Source organism: Defluviitoga tunisiensis, from assembly GCF_000953715.1.
In the GTDB taxonomy this organism is placed as follows: domain Bacteria; phylum Thermotogota; class Thermotogae; order Petrotogales; family Petrotogaceae; genus Defluviitoga; species Defluviitoga tunisiensis.
This window is the reverse complement of record NZ_LN824141.1, coordinates 983,062-997,789: the sequence shown is the minus strand read 5'-3', so window position 1 is coordinate 997,789 and position 14,728 is coordinate 983,062. Positions and strand designations below refer to the sequence as shown.

Here is a 14,728-nt window from a genome sequence, read left to right as displayed (position 1 = left end):
TTACCAATTTAAAATATGATTAATTTTATCTTATAATCGAAAATTTGGTATAATAGAAGGTAAAGAGGTTTTTGACATAATAGAAATATAATTTTTAAAAGGAGAAGAACTCTTTTGAATGTTCTTGGTCTTGTGGTAGAATACAATCCTTTTCATAATGGACATTTACACCACTTAAATGCCTCAAAATCACTTGTAAATTCTGATTATGTAGTAGCTGTAATGAGTGGAAATTTCGTTCAAAGAGGAGAGCCTGCAATAATTGATAAATTTTCCCGAGCAGAAATAGCTCTTAAGATGGGAATTGATATTGTATTTGAGTTACCTTTTGTCTATACTATTCAGGATGCCAGTGGTTTTGCCAATGGTGCTATTGGTGTTTTAGAAAGAACCGGTGTTGTTAGTGATTTAGTCTTTGGAAGTGAATCTGCAGATATTGAAGGATTATCTCAAATCTCCGATATATTGATTAATCAACCCAAAGAGTACAAAAAGACTTTAAATAGATATCTCAAAGAAGGGCTTTCTTTTCCTAATGCAAGAAAATATGCCCTGAATGACTATTTTACCCAAATAAGTGAAGAAAAAGAAATCATCGAAAAACTAGAAAAATCAAACGATATATTAGGACTTGAATATCTAAACGCTCTAAAACTTTATGATTCAAAAATTAAACCTCAGACCATAAAACGTATAGGTGTCAATTATAATGAAGAACAATACACAGGAGAAATTTCGAGTGCAACCGCTATTAGAAAAATAATTGAAGATGAAAATATAGAAAAAGTCAAAGATGCCTTACCAGATGTTTCTTTTAATATATTAAAAAGAGAAATAGCTTTAAAAAAAGGCCCTGTCTTTTTAGAAGATATGAGAGATATGATTTTATCTAAGTTAAGAATGATGAATAGAAACGAGCTTTCAAAGATAGATGGGGTTAAAGAAGGATTGGACAGGCGATTTTTAGATTGTTCGAAAGTAAGTTCAACTGTTAATCAGCTATTAATGTGTGTAAAAACAAAAAGATTTACACTGACTCGTATAAGACGGACTTTGTTAAAAATATTCTTTGACTTAACAGAAAGTGAAGTGCAACTATACAACAAATATGGCCCACAATATCTGAGAGTTTTAGGCTTTTCAAAAAAAGGACAGACCCTTCTAGGGCAAATAAAAAAGGTTAGCAAATACCCAATAATCACAACCCCTTCAAGGTATAAACGAATTTATCACAAGTTAAGTGATGAATCATTGTCAAGTAATAAGAAATTTAACAGTATACCTGAAATATTTTTAAAACAAATAGAGTATGATTTTATAGCAAGCAATATTTATTCTTTGCTTTACAAAGATAGAAAATATTCAATTTATGAACCGGATAAGGTAACAAAAGTATTGATACACGAAGATTGATCATACAAACAGTTATTTTATGCTTTAGAGATGCGCAATCTGCTATTCTCAAAATTTTTGAATTTAAAATATTGACAAAGCTAAGTATTAAAATTTCTAAAATGAGTAAATAAAATTTGCAATTTTACGGAGGTAACTCAAAAATGCAAAAACTCCTCATAATTGATTTTGGTTCTCAATACACACAATTACTTGCAAAAAGAATAAGAGACATCGGAGCCTATTCTGAAGTAGTACAATTTGATGACAAGATATCTTTGGATAATGTCAAGGGAATAATACTGTCTGGAGGTCCTGATAGTGTCTATGAAGAAGATTCACCAACTTTACCTGAAAATATTCTGGAATCAAAACTTCCTATTTTAGGAATTTGCTACGGGATGCAACTTATAGCAAGAAAATTTGGCGGTAAAGTTGAAACTAGAGACGTTGGTGAATTTGGGAAAACAACAATAAAAATCATGGACCATTCTAAACTATTTGAAAATACAGATAAAGAATTTAATGTATGGATGAGCCATAAAGACGTGGTAGTAGAAGTACCTGATGGCTTTAAAGTAACTTCAAAAACTAATAATGGAATAATTGCCTCATTTGAAAACGAAGAGGAAAAGATCTATGCACTTCAATTTCATCCTGAAGTAAAACACACAACATTCGGGGAAACAATCCTAAAAAATTTTGTTATTAAAATATGTGATATCAATGAAACTTGGAAATTAACAGACTTTGTCGATGAAAAGATAAATCAAATACGAAAGACTGTCGGAGACAAAAAGGCAATAATCGCATTATCTGGTGGTGTTGATTCTTCAGTTGCTGCCATTTTAACATACAAAGCAATTGGAAAGAATTTAAAGGCTATCTTTGTCAATCACGGTTTGTTAAGATTAAACGAAGCAAAAGAGGTTGAAAGTACTTTCAAAGATTACTTTGGAATAGACTTAACTGTGGTTGACGCTGAAGAACGATTTTTAACAAAACTAAAAGGCGTGACGGACCCTGAAAAAAAGAGAAAAATTATCGGTGAAGAATTTATAAGAGTCTTTGAAGAAGAGGCAAGTAAAGAATCTGATTGTGAATTTCTTGTTCAAGGAACAATTTATTCTGATGTAATTGAAAGCGCTAAGTCAGGCAAAAAAACAGCCAAAATTAAAAGTCACCATAACGTTGGTGGACTTCCTGAAGATATGAATTTAAAACTAATAGAACCACTCAGAGAATTGTTTAAAGACGAAGTTCGAAGTGTTGGAGAAATACTAGGATTACCCAGAGAAATTCTGTATCGCCATCCGTTTCCCGGTCCTGGACTTGCAATAAGAATAATTGGCGAGGTAACAAAAGAGAAATTAGAGATCCTAAGAAAAGTTGATGATATATTCATAAAATCACTAAAAGAAACAGGTTGGTATGATAAAGTATGGCAAGCCTTTGCAGTTTTAACTCCAATTAGAACTGTTGGAGTTACTGGAGATAGACGAAACTACGGTTATTTAGTTTCATTAAGGGCTGTAGACAGTACAGAAGGAATGACAGCAGACTGGTCAAAAATTCCACATGATGTATTAGATCTTTCATCTAGAAGAATTACAAACGAAGTTGAAGAAGTTACAAGGGTTGTATATGATATAACCTCAAAACCCCCAGCCACGATTGAATGGGAATAAATCAAGCAAAATTCGGAGGTGTAATAGTAGTGGATATATATTTAGTTAGACATGGGATAACTGATTGGAATAGTGAAGGAAAATGGCAAGGTCAAAGAGATATAGAATTAAATGAAGAAGGAATAATGCAAGCTCAGGCTGCAGCAGAACGATTTAAAAATATGGAAATTGATGGGTTGTATTGTTCTCAACTCAAAAGAGCAATCAAAACTGCAGAAATAATAAATCAGTACCATGGTTTGCAAATAGAAAGATATGCCGATTTAAATGAATGTAATATTGGCCCTTGGGATGGCAAAACTTTAGATCAAATTCTTCAAGACTATTCAGAAGAAGTAAAGTATTGGCACAACGATATATGGGCGGTAGTTGACGGTGTAGAATCTTTAGGAGATTTACAAAGGCGTGCAGTTCGTGCATTAAAAAAGATTACAAAAAAACACAATCTAAATGATAAAATAATAATAGTAGCCCACGGACTAGCAATAAGAACTATTCTATGCTGGATATTAAACCTTCCCATGAACCAACATGAAACATATTTAATGGAAAATGCATCTGTTTCTCATGTTATATATGATGGTAAATACCAATATACAATATCATCAATTAATGAAACTTGGCATATAGATAAATATGCTCTTAAATATTCTATAACTTCTCAAGAAAAGGAGCTAGATTAAAATAGAACAAAGAGATATATTTAAAACATACATAGACGTTTACTTTCTTCCAAATGAAAGTATCAAAAATCATCAAATCTATATATTAATTGATGTACTCAGAGCTACTTCAAGCATAGCAACACTATTACATTGCGGAGTTGAAGAAGTAATGGTGTTAGAAAAAGTTGAAACTGCAAAAGAATTAGGTACGATAGGGGGGTACATATTAGCCGGTGAAAGAGAAGCCTTAAAAATCGAAGGCTTTGACTATGGAAACTCTCCTGTTGATTTTATCAAAAATTCAAACCAACTCAGAAAAAAGTCTGTTATCCTAACCACAACTAACGGTGCAAAAGCAATTCAAAAGGCAAATAAACATGGAGATGTAATAGCATTATCCCTTCTAAATCTGAATTCTGTTGTTGATTTTGTGATAAAAAAGGAATACAAAGATATAGGTATTATCTGTTCTGGCACCGACGAAAACGTGTCTTTAGAAGATTGTTTCGCTGCAGGAATATTTGTAAAAAAATTCATAAGTGAATATTCAGAGCAAGTAGAAATAAACGATGGTGCTAAAATCGCCCTTAAGTTAGCTAGCGCTAAAAAAAATGAAATTAAAAATTCCACACATGCAACTAGACTAAAAAAATTAGGATTCAAAGAAGACTTGGATTTCTGTTTTGAAATAAACATGTTCGACATAGTACCATTTGCTAAGAAAGGAAGCCTTGTGTTTAAAAAGGCCTATTTAACTGAGCTTTAATTTTTTTTGGAACATGTATTAAAAGGTGGGAAAAAGATGTCGCTAACAATAAAAAGTTGTTATGCCCTAAGAGGATTATACGAGTTATATAAATTACAAAATATACAAAGTCAAAATGAAGAAAAAAATTATGTATCAATATTTAATATTTCTGAAAATACAGAAATACCTAATGAATTTTTAGCCAAAATATTTTCCGAATTAAAAAGAGCAGGTATTGTAGACTCAGGTAGAGGCAAATTTGGAGGATTCAACTTAACAAAAAATCCTGAGGATGTAAAGCTATCAGAAATAGTTGAGGCATTAGAAGTGCCTTTAAATTCTTATGATTGTGTTACAAAAGGAACATGTACAAATCAAGATGCTTGTCCCGCTGACTTTGTATGGAAAAGAGTACAAAAGGCTATTTTTGATGAATTATCCAAAATTACCTTAAAAGATATAATCGAATACGGAGAGCAAAAAGGCAACGTTTCTCCTATATAACTTTTTATCATTTTCCTGCAAGAAGACTCCCACTTCTGTAAGTTGGGGATGAATTGCAGTTATAAAACACACTAAATCCTTTCCTAAACATATAGGGCTTAACTAAATCTGTTTTGACTGGCTTAGACATTTCCATTAGCTTAATATATTTACCTTTGTTCTGTACACCTTGAACTGAATATTTTTTGCTCTCAAAGATAACGATATCTTTAGGCTGATAAGCGTATCTTTGCTTACGAATATTTCTTCTGCCTTTTGATTTTTTAGCTCCACGATACTTATGAAGATTTTCTTCATTTAAGTTTTTGTTCCGTGTCCTTATACCACAGAAAAGCTCTTGTCCTGTTTTAATAGACTTATCTCTTATATCAACATATTTTGCATCATAGAACTTTTCGAGTGAACGATTGTTTCTCCTAATTTGCTCAAAATAGATAGGTTCTATTCTCTGTTGATTAATTCCACCTGCTATGCAAAATGCATCGTTATAATGTGTCTTTTCCAAACCAAGACTTACTCTTTTGGATTTTGTAATATAACCGTAAGTGTAGTCACACATCAGCGCATTGACCAATTTCCATCTTATAGTAGACATAAATGTTGCGTCCTTTAATGGTTTTTGAACAGGCTTCATTCCATACAATTTACCTCCATCAAGGTAAGTCAGGCCGAAGCCTGTAGGTCCACATCGCCAATGTTATAGCAGGTTTAATGGTAACAGCACTTCTCCTACCCCTCAGAGATGTTTAACCATTACCCTCAGAGCATGGGACTTGTGGAGCATCCCACGGTGACTATATATTCTGCTATAACTAATCATTAGCAAAAGCTAATGACATAGGCTAATCAACCGAGCTTGTATTTCTACAAGCCCCCACCTCTATAGGCGGTGGGTGGTTGACTCCTAGTTTTATAACATCACAAGTAAATGGAAGTTCTTTACATTCTTTTTCGTTTCCGATGTAAAGAACATTATTATATTTTTTATGATTATTAGAGATAATTTTTGACCTTGGTCCAATATCAAAGAACACCTTTTTGTAATATGAAAACAGATCTCTATTAATAACCTCTTCACTTATCTCAGTAGTAATGAACAAATAGTCTGATTTATTATTAGGAAGCAATACATCACAATCAAGCAGCTGTCTATCAATCGCTATAGGCTTTTCATTAATATTAACAAATAAAGGTGTGCGCATATCCATTCTTTGAACATAATCAACATCTACACCATACCTCGTCAATATTTTAATAAGATAATCTCCTACAAAATCGTTACCGACATTACCAATCAATCTAACGTTATAACCTCGTTTGGCTAAACCTATCGCAATAATAAGCCTAGAACCACCAGGAAACATGTATATCTCAGATTTATGAATATCTTCTCCTTGTTCTTGAATAATGTAGATATCTAAAAAAATGTCACCTATAACATCTATACTGATCATTATATACCCACACTTAAAAATAAAATTAACTTACTCTAGAAATTCTAAAATTCTTATTATATTTAGGTTTGGGATTTGATTATTTTTACAAATAGCTCCTCAACTTTTCGGCACTTGTACCTGGGAGGGGAGGGCTCCGCCTTAGACCCATTTTAAATTCAAAACCCCATTCTTAGAAAATCTTAATTTCTAAAGTCACTAATAATAAAATTGCTTCATTACAAGATTATACGACAAAAACAATAAATTAAGCTTTTTAGATTTTTTTAGATCCCAAAATTATAATTCAATTATATAAATCGACTAAATTTAAACTTCTTTTTACAATACCAATTACACCATAAATCAGATAAAAAGAGTCATAGAAGCAGGAGCTAAAGACATATCTAATTGAGGAAAACAAAATATCCCTTGGACTGTATTTTAGTAAATTAATAATACACAAATAATATTATCGATAGAACATTCTATTTTAGATAAAATAAACTTGGACTCTATACTTAAGCTTAATTAATTCCTATCTTCGTTATTTTAAAATCCTCATACAATTAAACACAGCCAATAGAGATACCCCAACATCTGCAAATACTGCTCCCCACATATTTGCCAATCCTAAAGCTCCTAAGATAAGAAATAAAATCTTTACCGCTAAAATAAATATTATATTTTGCCATATAATGTTAATAGTTTTTCGTGAAACATTTATAGCATCGATTATTCTAGAAATATCATCTTCCATAATAACTACATCTGCTGCTTCTATAGCTGCATCAGAACCTAATCCTCCCATTGCAATTCCAACATCTGATCGTGCAAGAACGGGGGCATCATTAATTCCATCTCCAACAAAAGCAACAGAAGGTTTATCGCTTAAATACCTTTCTAAAAGAGTTACTTTATCTTCTGGAAGTAAATTCGCATAGTATTCATCCACACCAAGCTCTAATGCTACCCTTTTTGCTGTTTCTTCATTATCGCCCGTCAACAACACGGTCTTTTTAATTCCTAACTCTTTCAACTTATTGATGGTATCCTTTGTTTGTGGTCTAATTTTATCTGATATCTTAATATATCCCGCAAAAATATTATTAATACCAACATATACAATAGTACCGTTTGGTTCTATTGTAGGGATATCAACACCATTTTCCAGCATAAAATCCATATTACCAACTAATACTGTCTCACCATTTATTTTAGCCCTAACCCCTTTTCCAACTATCTCTTGATATTCCTGTATTAACTTTTCATCTATATTATCGTTATAATATTCCTTGATTGATGTTGCAATTGGATGATTGGAATGGCTTTCCGCATAGGCTGCTATCTTCAAAAGTTCATTATTATTTATACCATTATACGCCTTAACTTCTGTAACCTCGAATACACCTTCGGTGAGAGTCCCAGTTTTATCAAAAATAATTGTATCTAGATTTTTTAATGTTTCAAGATAGTTTCCACCTTTAACAAGCACTCCTTTTTTAGATAGCTTACCAATCCCAGCAAAGTACCCTAATGGAATTGACAACACTAAAGCACAGGGACACGAAATAACAAGAAAAACTAAAGCCCTATACAACCATTGTTTAAACGGTCCTCCGAATACTAATGGTGGAAGAATAGCTAAAGCAATTGCAGAAAATACAACAATTGGTGTATAATACCTTGCAAATTTTGAGATAATCTTTTCTGTTCTTGCTTTCTTACTTGCTGTAGTTTCAACTATCTCTAATATCTTAGAGTAAGTAGACTGACTGTATTCTTTCTCAACTTTTACGGTAATTGAACCATTAAGATTCACAAATCCACTTAATACCTCATCGCCTTCTTTAATTGTCTTTGGAACAGGTTCACCAGTTAGGGCTGAAGTATCTACCATTGTAGATCCTCTTATTACTACCCCGTCTAGTGGAATTCTTTCTCCGGGCTTAACCAAAATTAATTGTCCTACACTGACCTCTTGTGGTGCAACTTTATAAGTTCTCCCATCATCTAAAAGATTTGCATAGTCTGGTCTTATCTCAAGCAATGATTTTATTGATCGTCTTGAATTATCCACAGCAAGAGCTTGTAGCAACTCTCCAATCTCATAAAAAATCATAACTCCTACTGCTTCCGCAAATTGTCCAATCGAGAATGCCCCAATTGTCGCAATACTCATAAGAAAATTTTCATCAAAAATCAAGCCTTTTTTTATGTTGATAAACGAACGATATAGTACCTTCCATCCGGAAATAATATAAGAAACAATAAACAAAGACAATTTTAAACCAAAAGGTTCTTTAACTAGTATAGCAATTATAAAAATTGTTAAACTATACAACAACCTTGAAATTTCATCCCTTTTATTAAATTTATTTTCATGATCATCTAGTTCATTCTTTTTTTGGAAACTTTTTTGAATTTTGTCTTTATCATACACTTTAACATCTGGCTCAATCTCTTTAACTATTTTTTCTATCTCTTTAAGCTTGTTTTCATCATCAACATTAACTTTCAACGTTTTAGTAACAAAATTTATACTAACATCGTTAGCGCCTTCTAATTTTTTTATTTCTTCTTCAATCTTTACTGCACAATTAGCACAACTAAGGCCTTCTAAGATCAATTCTTTCTTTTTCATGGAATCCCTCCAAATTGTATTCATCCATTTCAAAATCTTTTAATATATGAACAATTGAACAACTATTCAGATGTATTAGATAAAATATATAATTATTCCTCTTTGATATGAGAATATCCAACGTCAAGGATCTCTTTTACATGCTCATCATTTAGTGAATAAAAAACAACCTTGCCTTCCTTTCTAAACTTTACCAATTTTGCTTGTCTTAAAATTCTCAATTGGTGAGAAATAGCTGACTGTGTTTTACCAAGAACGTACGAAATATCGCAAACACACATTTCACCAGCATTAAATAACGCATATAATATCTTTATTCTTGTTTGATCGCCCATAATTTTGAAAAACTCTGCTAGTTTATTCAATGATTCTTCACTAGGTGTATTTTCTTGAACCTTCTTAACAATATCTGGATGTATCTCAATAGTTTGGCAAACTTCTTCTTTTTCTTTCTCTTTGCTTTTTCGACTTTGGACCATAGTATTTCACCTCATTTAAACATATGAACAACTATTCATATAAATTATACTACTTTCTATTAATTTTGTCAAATAATGCAAATGATTACTTTTTTATCCTTGACTTGTTACATACTATCATAGTATAATATTACAGTAAATTATTCACTTTATTTGGAAGGTGAGGGTTTTATGTGGTTCAGCATAGATTTTTCTTCACATGTTCCCGTATACAAACAAATCGTCGAAAAAATAAAGATGAAGATAGCCAAAGGAGAGTTAAAACAAGGAGATTTTTTACCTTCTGTCAGAAAACTTGCAGAAGATATTGGGGTAAACTTTAATACAGTTTCAAAAGCCTACAAAGAACTCAGTGAACAAGGTATTATAGAAGTTCAGCGTGGAGAAGGCTACACAGTTAAAGTAGAAAACCTTGAAGATTTCAATAATGAAATATTGATAGAAATCAAAAATGCGCTAAAAAAGGCTTTGAATGCTGGAATATCCCCAAATGAAATTAAAAAAATCTTTGAAGAAGTGGTTGGGAGGGATTTTAATGATACTAGAAGTTAAAGACCTCAAAAAATATTACGACGATAAACTTGCTGTTGACAAAGTAAATATACAGGTTGAAAAATCTGAAATATTCTCACTTTTAGGTCCAAATGGTGCAGGAAAAACAACTACTATTAAATGTATCTTAGGTATGAGAAAAAAGGATTCTGGAGAAATATATTTAAATGGTACATACTCATATCTTCCTGAAAAGAAAGAATTGTACAAAAATTTGACTGTACAAAAAATGCTTGAAATAACACCTTCAATATCTAATAATTTTTCACTTGAAAAAGCCTACAACTTTTTAAAAGAGTTTGAAATTCCATTAAAAGAAAAGATCTCTAAGTTGTCTTATGGAATGCTTACTCAACTCTACTTAACTATTGTATTATCAGAAGATGTTGATATATATTTCTTAGACGAACCAACTGAAGGATTAGACCCTCTTAAAAGGCTTCGGTTATTTGATATAATCAGAAATCTTTCCATGAATGGAAAGACATTCTTCTATACAAGTCATGTTCTTTCAGAAGTTGAAAAAATTGCTGATAAAGTTGCAATAATGGTTAATGGCCAAATTGCTCTGATGGATTATCTAGATAACATAAAAGAAAAATATGTTGCATGCGCTGTTGACAAAACTACAACCTTAAATGGCTACTTATACAAACAGACTGAAAAAGAAAACGTATATATAATTGAAAAAGATAAAATAAATTGCAATTACGAAACAGCAACTTTCGATATGATATTTGAAGCAATTGCAAAAAATCAAATTAGGGGTGATAAAAAATGAAAAAAGAAATCTTAGATATACGCCTAAAAGTAATTATCATTTTCGCCCTAATGATAGGATTGTTTTTTACTTTTGCACCATTTCAAGACTTTACAGTGAGCATGTTCTCAGAAGAACTGCCTTCTCTTGAAAAATACCTTGGAGATAACTTTGCTGAGAACTTAAAAGATTGGAATTTTTACATAACCTCACAATGGTTCGGAAAGAATTTTGGCCAGTTTGTACCTATAATCTCAATTATTTTAGCATTTTCTCTCTTTTCTCGCGAATATGAACGTGGAACAATAGAATTTTTAGTTGCAAGATTGCCCAGAAGAAAAATATTCATTAATAAATTATTGGTAAGTCTGATAACCCTTATAATCATAATATTTACATTATCGATTTTACCTTCCATATACTCTATAATAACAGCAAAAGATTTCAATCATAGTTTAGTATTTAAATTTATGGTTCATGTTTTAATAGGTGGATTCTTCTGGTACAGTATTACACTATTATTTAGTGTACTATTCAATACACAAATAAAATCGTTATTTACAAGCGCTATATTATTAACAATAACAACAACTTTGGGTTTCATAAAACCTCTTGGCTTTATGAATACCTATAAATATATCTTAGGATCTGAACTTTTTAATAATGGAGTTAATTGGATATATTCGATTATTCTTTTACTAATTGGAAGTTTTTGTATATTTCTTGCTTATTATATTTTTGAGAAAAAGGAAATATAAGCAAAATAATCTAAACATTAATTATTAGTTGTAGAGACGTGCTACACGCGCGTCTCCGAGATTTTTGACAATTAAACCATAATGATTAAACCTTTGAGACACCTATACAGATCGTCTCTACATTTGATTTAATCAACGTTTAAATCAATTATTGATCGGTAAATATTTAAAATTACTGTTTTAAATTTATAACGGGTCTAGGGCGAAGCCCTCCCCCCTTTTCTTTGATACAAGTACCAAAAAGCTAAAGAAATTAAATGTGGACTTTAGAAATGATAATTTTCAGAAAATAAGCATTCGAATTTAAAATGGGTCCAGGGCGGAGCCCTCTCCCCCTTATCTTTGATACAAGTACCAAAAAGCTAAAGAAATTAAATGTGGACTTTAGAAATGATAATTTTCAGAAAATAAGCATTCGAATTTAAAATGGGTCCAGGGCAGAGCCCTCTCCCCCTTTCTTGGCTGCAAGTACCGAAAGGTTAAAGGAATTAGGAATTAGTAAAGATTAGAGCTATGGAGGTATTTTTGAAAAAATTTTAAACTAAAATATTGGCAAAACTTAGGTTTTGGAATTTCTAAGGTGAGTAAAAAAATAACAATAAGGAGGAATTCCATTTTGATTGAATTAATCAATCTTACAAAACGCTTTGGTGAAGATATCGTTGCAGTAAACAACGTAAACCTTCAAGTCAAAGAAGGAAAAATATTTGGATTTCTTGGTCCAAACGGAGCGGGAAAAACAACTACCATAAACATGATGGTTGGTCTAAGCATACCAACCTCAGGAAAAGTAATAATTGATGGTCTTGACATTGAAAAATATCCTGTACAAGTTAAAAAAAACATTGGATTTGTACCAGATGAACCACTAATCTTTGAAAAAATCACAGGAATTGTCTATTTGAACTTTATCTGTGATGTTTTTGAAGTACCCCTTGAAGATAGAAAAAGAAGAGGTAGTTGGCTAATAAAAATGTTCAAGCTTGAAAAAGCTATCAACGACCCTATCTTAACCTACTCCCATGGAATGAAACAAAAGTTAGCCTTAATTGCAGCATTAATCCATGAACCTAAAAACTGGATTCTTGATGAACCTATTGTCGGACTTGACCCTGAATCTGCTTTTATATTAAAAAATCTTATGAAAAAACATGCCTCCAACGGCAATACCGTGTTTTTTTCTACACATATAATGGAGATCGCAGAAAAAATTTGTGATGAAATAGCAATAATAGATAAGGGAAGTATAGTATTTCAAGGCACTATCGAAGAATTAAGACAACTTAGAGGTAATAAAAGTCTCGAACAACTATTTTTAGAGGTGACAAAGAGTGAAAGTAAAAAAGTTGATTTCTCTTATCTCGATTGAACTTGATCAACATTTTAACATAACTAAAAGAAGGCATACTGTTAAAAAAAATAAAGGTGAGTTGGCATCTCTCATAGCTATGATTGCTAGTATATCTATATTGATTGTAGTTTATTTCTTATTTTATATCAATATACTTAAGACTAATTTAGCGCTATACACAGAAATGAATCTTCAACAGTTATTTCTTAACAATTTTATTATGATGTCTGGCCTTTTTGGATTTTTCCTAGGGGCTTTTGTGTTAATTGGTGAATTTTTCTCAAACAAAGATTTGAAGGTTTTAATAACCTTACCACTAGAACCACATGAAACAATTTTTGGAAAGCTTTTTATCGTTTTATTCGATCAAATGATTATTTCTTTACTAATATTATTACCTGCATTAATATATTATGGTATATACACAAAACAAACTACAGTTTATTATATAATATCAATTATTGTCTTTCTCTTATCACAAGTTTTTCCTGTGATGACGGTTCTTTTGTATACTTTAATTATTTCAAAACTCTTGAAAAGATTTAAACGAAGAGAACTCCTGCTATATTTATCTACGGCACTTTTTATGATTATTGTTGCTGTTTTATTGTTCTTTTCAGGAAACACATTTTCTATAAATATTGAAAATAGTCAAGAACTCCCAGATATTACCATTAACCCTGAGGGTATCCTTTCAAGATTAGCTTGGATTTATCCGCCTGCGTTCTTTGCTACAAAGGCTTTGAGCACTATTGGAGTCAATCAATTGATTTGGTTATTAATGTTTTTAGGTTTTCATATGCTATTGTTTGTATTAACTTACTTTTTAGGAAACAGATTCTATTATTCATTCTATTCAATCTTATCGGAACAAGTATCTTCAAAGAAAACAGGAGCTAACTTTGAAGAAGAAACATGGTTTAGCAAAGCCTCTAATCCAGAAAAAGCCCTTTTAAAAAGAGAATGGTATTATTTTTTGAAAACTCCAGCATTTTCAGTTAATGGCTTTGCCAATGTTTTAGTCTTTCCCATAATGATAATAATCTTTGCGATAATATTCAGTAAAATTGGTGTACCTGAAGAAATATTTGAACAAATCTTGAGTTATAATATATTTATTGTTGGAATGATTTCTGTTTTGTCTTCTTCTCTTAATGGTCTATCTTATTCTTGTTTTTCACGAGAGGGACATCTTTTAAAAGAGCTTAAGATGCTCCCCATAGAAATCGAACAGATACTAAAGGCTAAAATTATTCATATCTATCAAATAAGCTCAATTGGTTTTTTATCTGGATTAATCATTGGTACAATATTCTTTAAACTTAATTTCTTTGAATTTTTGGGAACTGTCTTATTTTCCATAATGGTTAATATCTTTCTAAATCTAATACAAATGTTGATTGATGTATCAAACCCTTATTTAGACTGGGATAACCCACAAAAAGCCATGAAAGAAAACGTAAACGGATTATTTGCAACATTAATAATCTTCGGATTTTTAGGTGTTTTTGGATTTTTGATTTACAAATTAGTACCTATAGTTAATTCATATGTTCTTTTAGCTTCTTTATCTCTTTTGTTTTTAATTCTCAATTTTTTAATATGGAGATTACTAAAAAGTCAATTACCCACCGCCCCTAGAGGCGGGGGCTTGTAGAAATACAAGCTCGGTTGATTAGCCTATGTCATTAGCTTTTGCTAATGATTAGTTATAGCAGAATATATAGTCACCGTGGGATGCTCCACAAGTCCCA

Annotated in this window: 14 protein-coding genes; 10 read left to right on the top strand and 4 right to left on the bottom strand. The window is 31.4% G+C overall.

Features of this window, described 5'->3' with window-relative positions; all coding sequences use genetic code 11:
• Positions 1-114: 114 nt before the first annotated feature.
• The 5 genes from DTL3_RS04645 to DTL3_RS04625 all read left to right on the top strand — a co-directional run bounded on the left by DTL3_RS04645 (position 115) and on the right by DTL3_RS04625 (position 4,997).
• The gene (locus DTL3_RS04645; protein WP_045087733.1) at positions 115-1,413 is read left to right on the top strand and encodes a nucleotidyltransferase; all 1,299 of its coding nucleotides are present in this window, start codon (positions 115-117) and stop codon (positions 1,411-1,413) included.
• Between the two features lie 143 nt (positions 1,414-1,556).
• Positions 1,557-3,080 (top strand): glutamine-hydrolyzing GMP synthase, encoded by a 1,524-nt coding sequence (gene guaA, locus DTL3_RS04640; RefSeq protein ID WP_045087732.1) that lies wholly within the window; start codon positions 1,557-1,559, stop codon positions 3,078-3,080.
• Between the two features lie 29 nt (positions 3,081-3,109).
• Entirely contained in the window at positions 3,110-3,763 is a 654-nt protein-coding gene (locus DTL3_RS04635) for a histidine phosphatase family protein (protein ID WP_052670375.1), read from the top strand.
• Positions 3,759-4,511: a 2-phosphosulfolactate phosphatase gene (locus DTL3_RS04630; RefSeq protein WP_084217146.1), complete on the top strand. Its 753-nt coding sequence runs from the start codon at positions 3,759-3,761 to the stop codon at positions 4,509-4,511. Before DTL3_RS04635 ends, DTL3_RS04630 begins: the two co-directional genes overlap by 5 nt.
• Positions 4,512-4,547: 36 nt before the next feature.
• Positions 4,548-4,997 (top strand): RrF2 family transcriptional regulator, encoded by a 450-nt coding sequence (locus DTL3_RS04625; protein WP_045087729.1) that lies wholly within the window; start codon positions 4,548-4,550, stop codon positions 4,995-4,997.
• Between the two features lie 7 nt (positions 4,998-5,004).
• On the opposite strand, the gene DTL3_RS04620 is transcribed toward DTL3_RS04625, so the two are convergent.
• From DTL3_RS04620 to DTL3_RS04605, 4 genes are all read right to left on the bottom strand, one after another.
• On the bottom strand, positions 5,005-5,631 hold the full coding sequence (locus tag DTL3_RS04620) for a hypothetical protein (protein WP_144403474.1): 627 nt from the start codon (positions 5,629-5,631) through the stop codon (positions 5,005-5,007).
• Between the two features lie 208 nt (positions 5,632-5,839).
• Positions 5,840-6,451 carry a carbohydrate kinase family protein gene (locus DTL3_RS04615; RefSeq protein WP_045087728.1) on the bottom strand — a complete coding sequence of 204 codons (612 nt, stop codon included), beginning with the start codon at positions 6,449-6,451 and terminating at the stop codon, positions 5,840-5,842.
• Between the two features lie 526 nt (positions 6,452-6,977).
• Positions 6,978-9,074 carry a heavy metal translocating P-type ATPase gene (locus DTL3_RS04610; protein WP_084217144.1) on the bottom strand — a complete coding sequence of 699 codons (2,097 nt, stop codon included), beginning with the start codon at positions 9,072-9,074 and terminating at the stop codon, positions 6,978-6,980.
• A gap of 92 nt (positions 9,075-9,166) precedes the next feature.
• Positions 9,167-9,553, bottom strand: a complete 387-nt coding sequence (locus DTL3_RS04605) for an ArsR/SmtB family transcription factor (protein WP_045087726.1) — start codon at positions 9,551-9,553, stop codon at positions 9,167-9,169.
• Positions 9,554-9,724: 171 nt separating this feature from the next.
• Between DTL3_RS04605 and DTL3_RS04600 the strand changes: the two genes are divergently transcribed.
• From DTL3_RS04600 to DTL3_RS04580, 5 genes are all read left to right on the top strand, one after another.
• Complete coding sequence (locus DTL3_RS04600) at positions 9,725-10,105, top strand: GntR family transcriptional regulator (protein WP_045087725.1); 381 nt, start codon at positions 9,725-9,727, stop codon at positions 10,103-10,105.
• Entirely contained in the window at positions 10,089-10,886 is a 798-nt protein-coding gene (locus DTL3_RS04595; RefSeq protein ID WP_045087724.1) for an ABC transporter ATP-binding protein, read from the top strand. Before DTL3_RS04600 ends, DTL3_RS04595 begins: the two co-directional genes overlap by 17 nt.
• Positions 10,883-11,623, top strand: a complete 741-nt coding sequence (locus tag DTL3_RS04590) for an ABC transporter permease subunit (RefSeq protein ID WP_045087723.1) — start codon at positions 10,883-10,885, stop codon at positions 11,621-11,623. The genes DTL3_RS04595 and DTL3_RS04590 overlap by 4 nt, the downstream gene beginning before the upstream one ends.
• A gap of 616 nt (positions 11,624-12,239) precedes the next feature.
• Positions 12,240-12,992 carry an ABC transporter ATP-binding protein gene (locus DTL3_RS04585; protein ID WP_045087722.1) on the top strand — a complete coding sequence of 251 codons (753 nt, stop codon included), beginning with the start codon at positions 12,240-12,242 and terminating at the stop codon, positions 12,990-12,992.
• A complete protein-coding gene (locus DTL3_RS04580; protein ID WP_045087721.1) occupies positions 12,955-14,631 on the top strand; it encodes a putative ABC transporter permease subunit in 1,677 nt (558 codons plus the stop codon). The genes DTL3_RS04585 and DTL3_RS04580 overlap by 38 nt, the downstream gene beginning before the upstream one ends.
• The last annotated feature ends 97 nt before the right edge of the window (positions 14,632-14,728 follow it).

Coding starts and splice junctions, on each gene's coding strand:
- guaA (WP_045087732.1), top strand. CDS start 1,557: ATGCAAAAACTCCTCATAATTGATTTTGGTTCTCAATACACACAATTA.
- DTL3_RS04625 (WP_045087729.1), top strand. CDS start 4,548: ATGTCGCTAACAATAAAAAGTTGTTATGCCCTAAGAGGATTATACGAG.
- DTL3_RS04620 (WP_144403474.1), bottom strand. CDS start 5,631: ATGAAGCCTGTTCAAAAACCATTAAAGGACGCAACATTTATGTCTACT.
- DTL3_RS04615 (WP_045087728.1), bottom strand. CDS start 6,451: ATGATCAGTATAGATGTTATAGGTGACATTTTTTTAGATATCTACATT.
- DTL3_RS04610 (WP_084217144.1), bottom strand. CDS start 9,074: ATGAAAAAGAAAGAATTGATCTTAGAAGGCCTTAGTTGTGCTAATTGT.
- DTL3_RS04605 (WP_045087726.1), bottom strand. CDS start 9,553: ATGGTCCAAAGTCGAAAAAGCAAAGAGAAAGAAAAAGAAGAAGTTTGC.
- DTL3_RS04600 (WP_045087725.1), top strand. CDS start 9,725: ATGTGGTTCAGCATAGATTTTTCTTCACATGTTCCCGTATACAAACAA.
- DTL3_RS04595 (WP_045087724.1), top strand. CDS start 10,089: ATGATACTAGAAGTTAAAGACCTCAAAAAATATTACGACGATAAACTT.
- DTL3_RS04590 (WP_045087723.1), top strand. CDS start 10,883: ATGAAAAAAGAAATCTTAGATATACGCCTAAAAGTAATTATCATTTTC.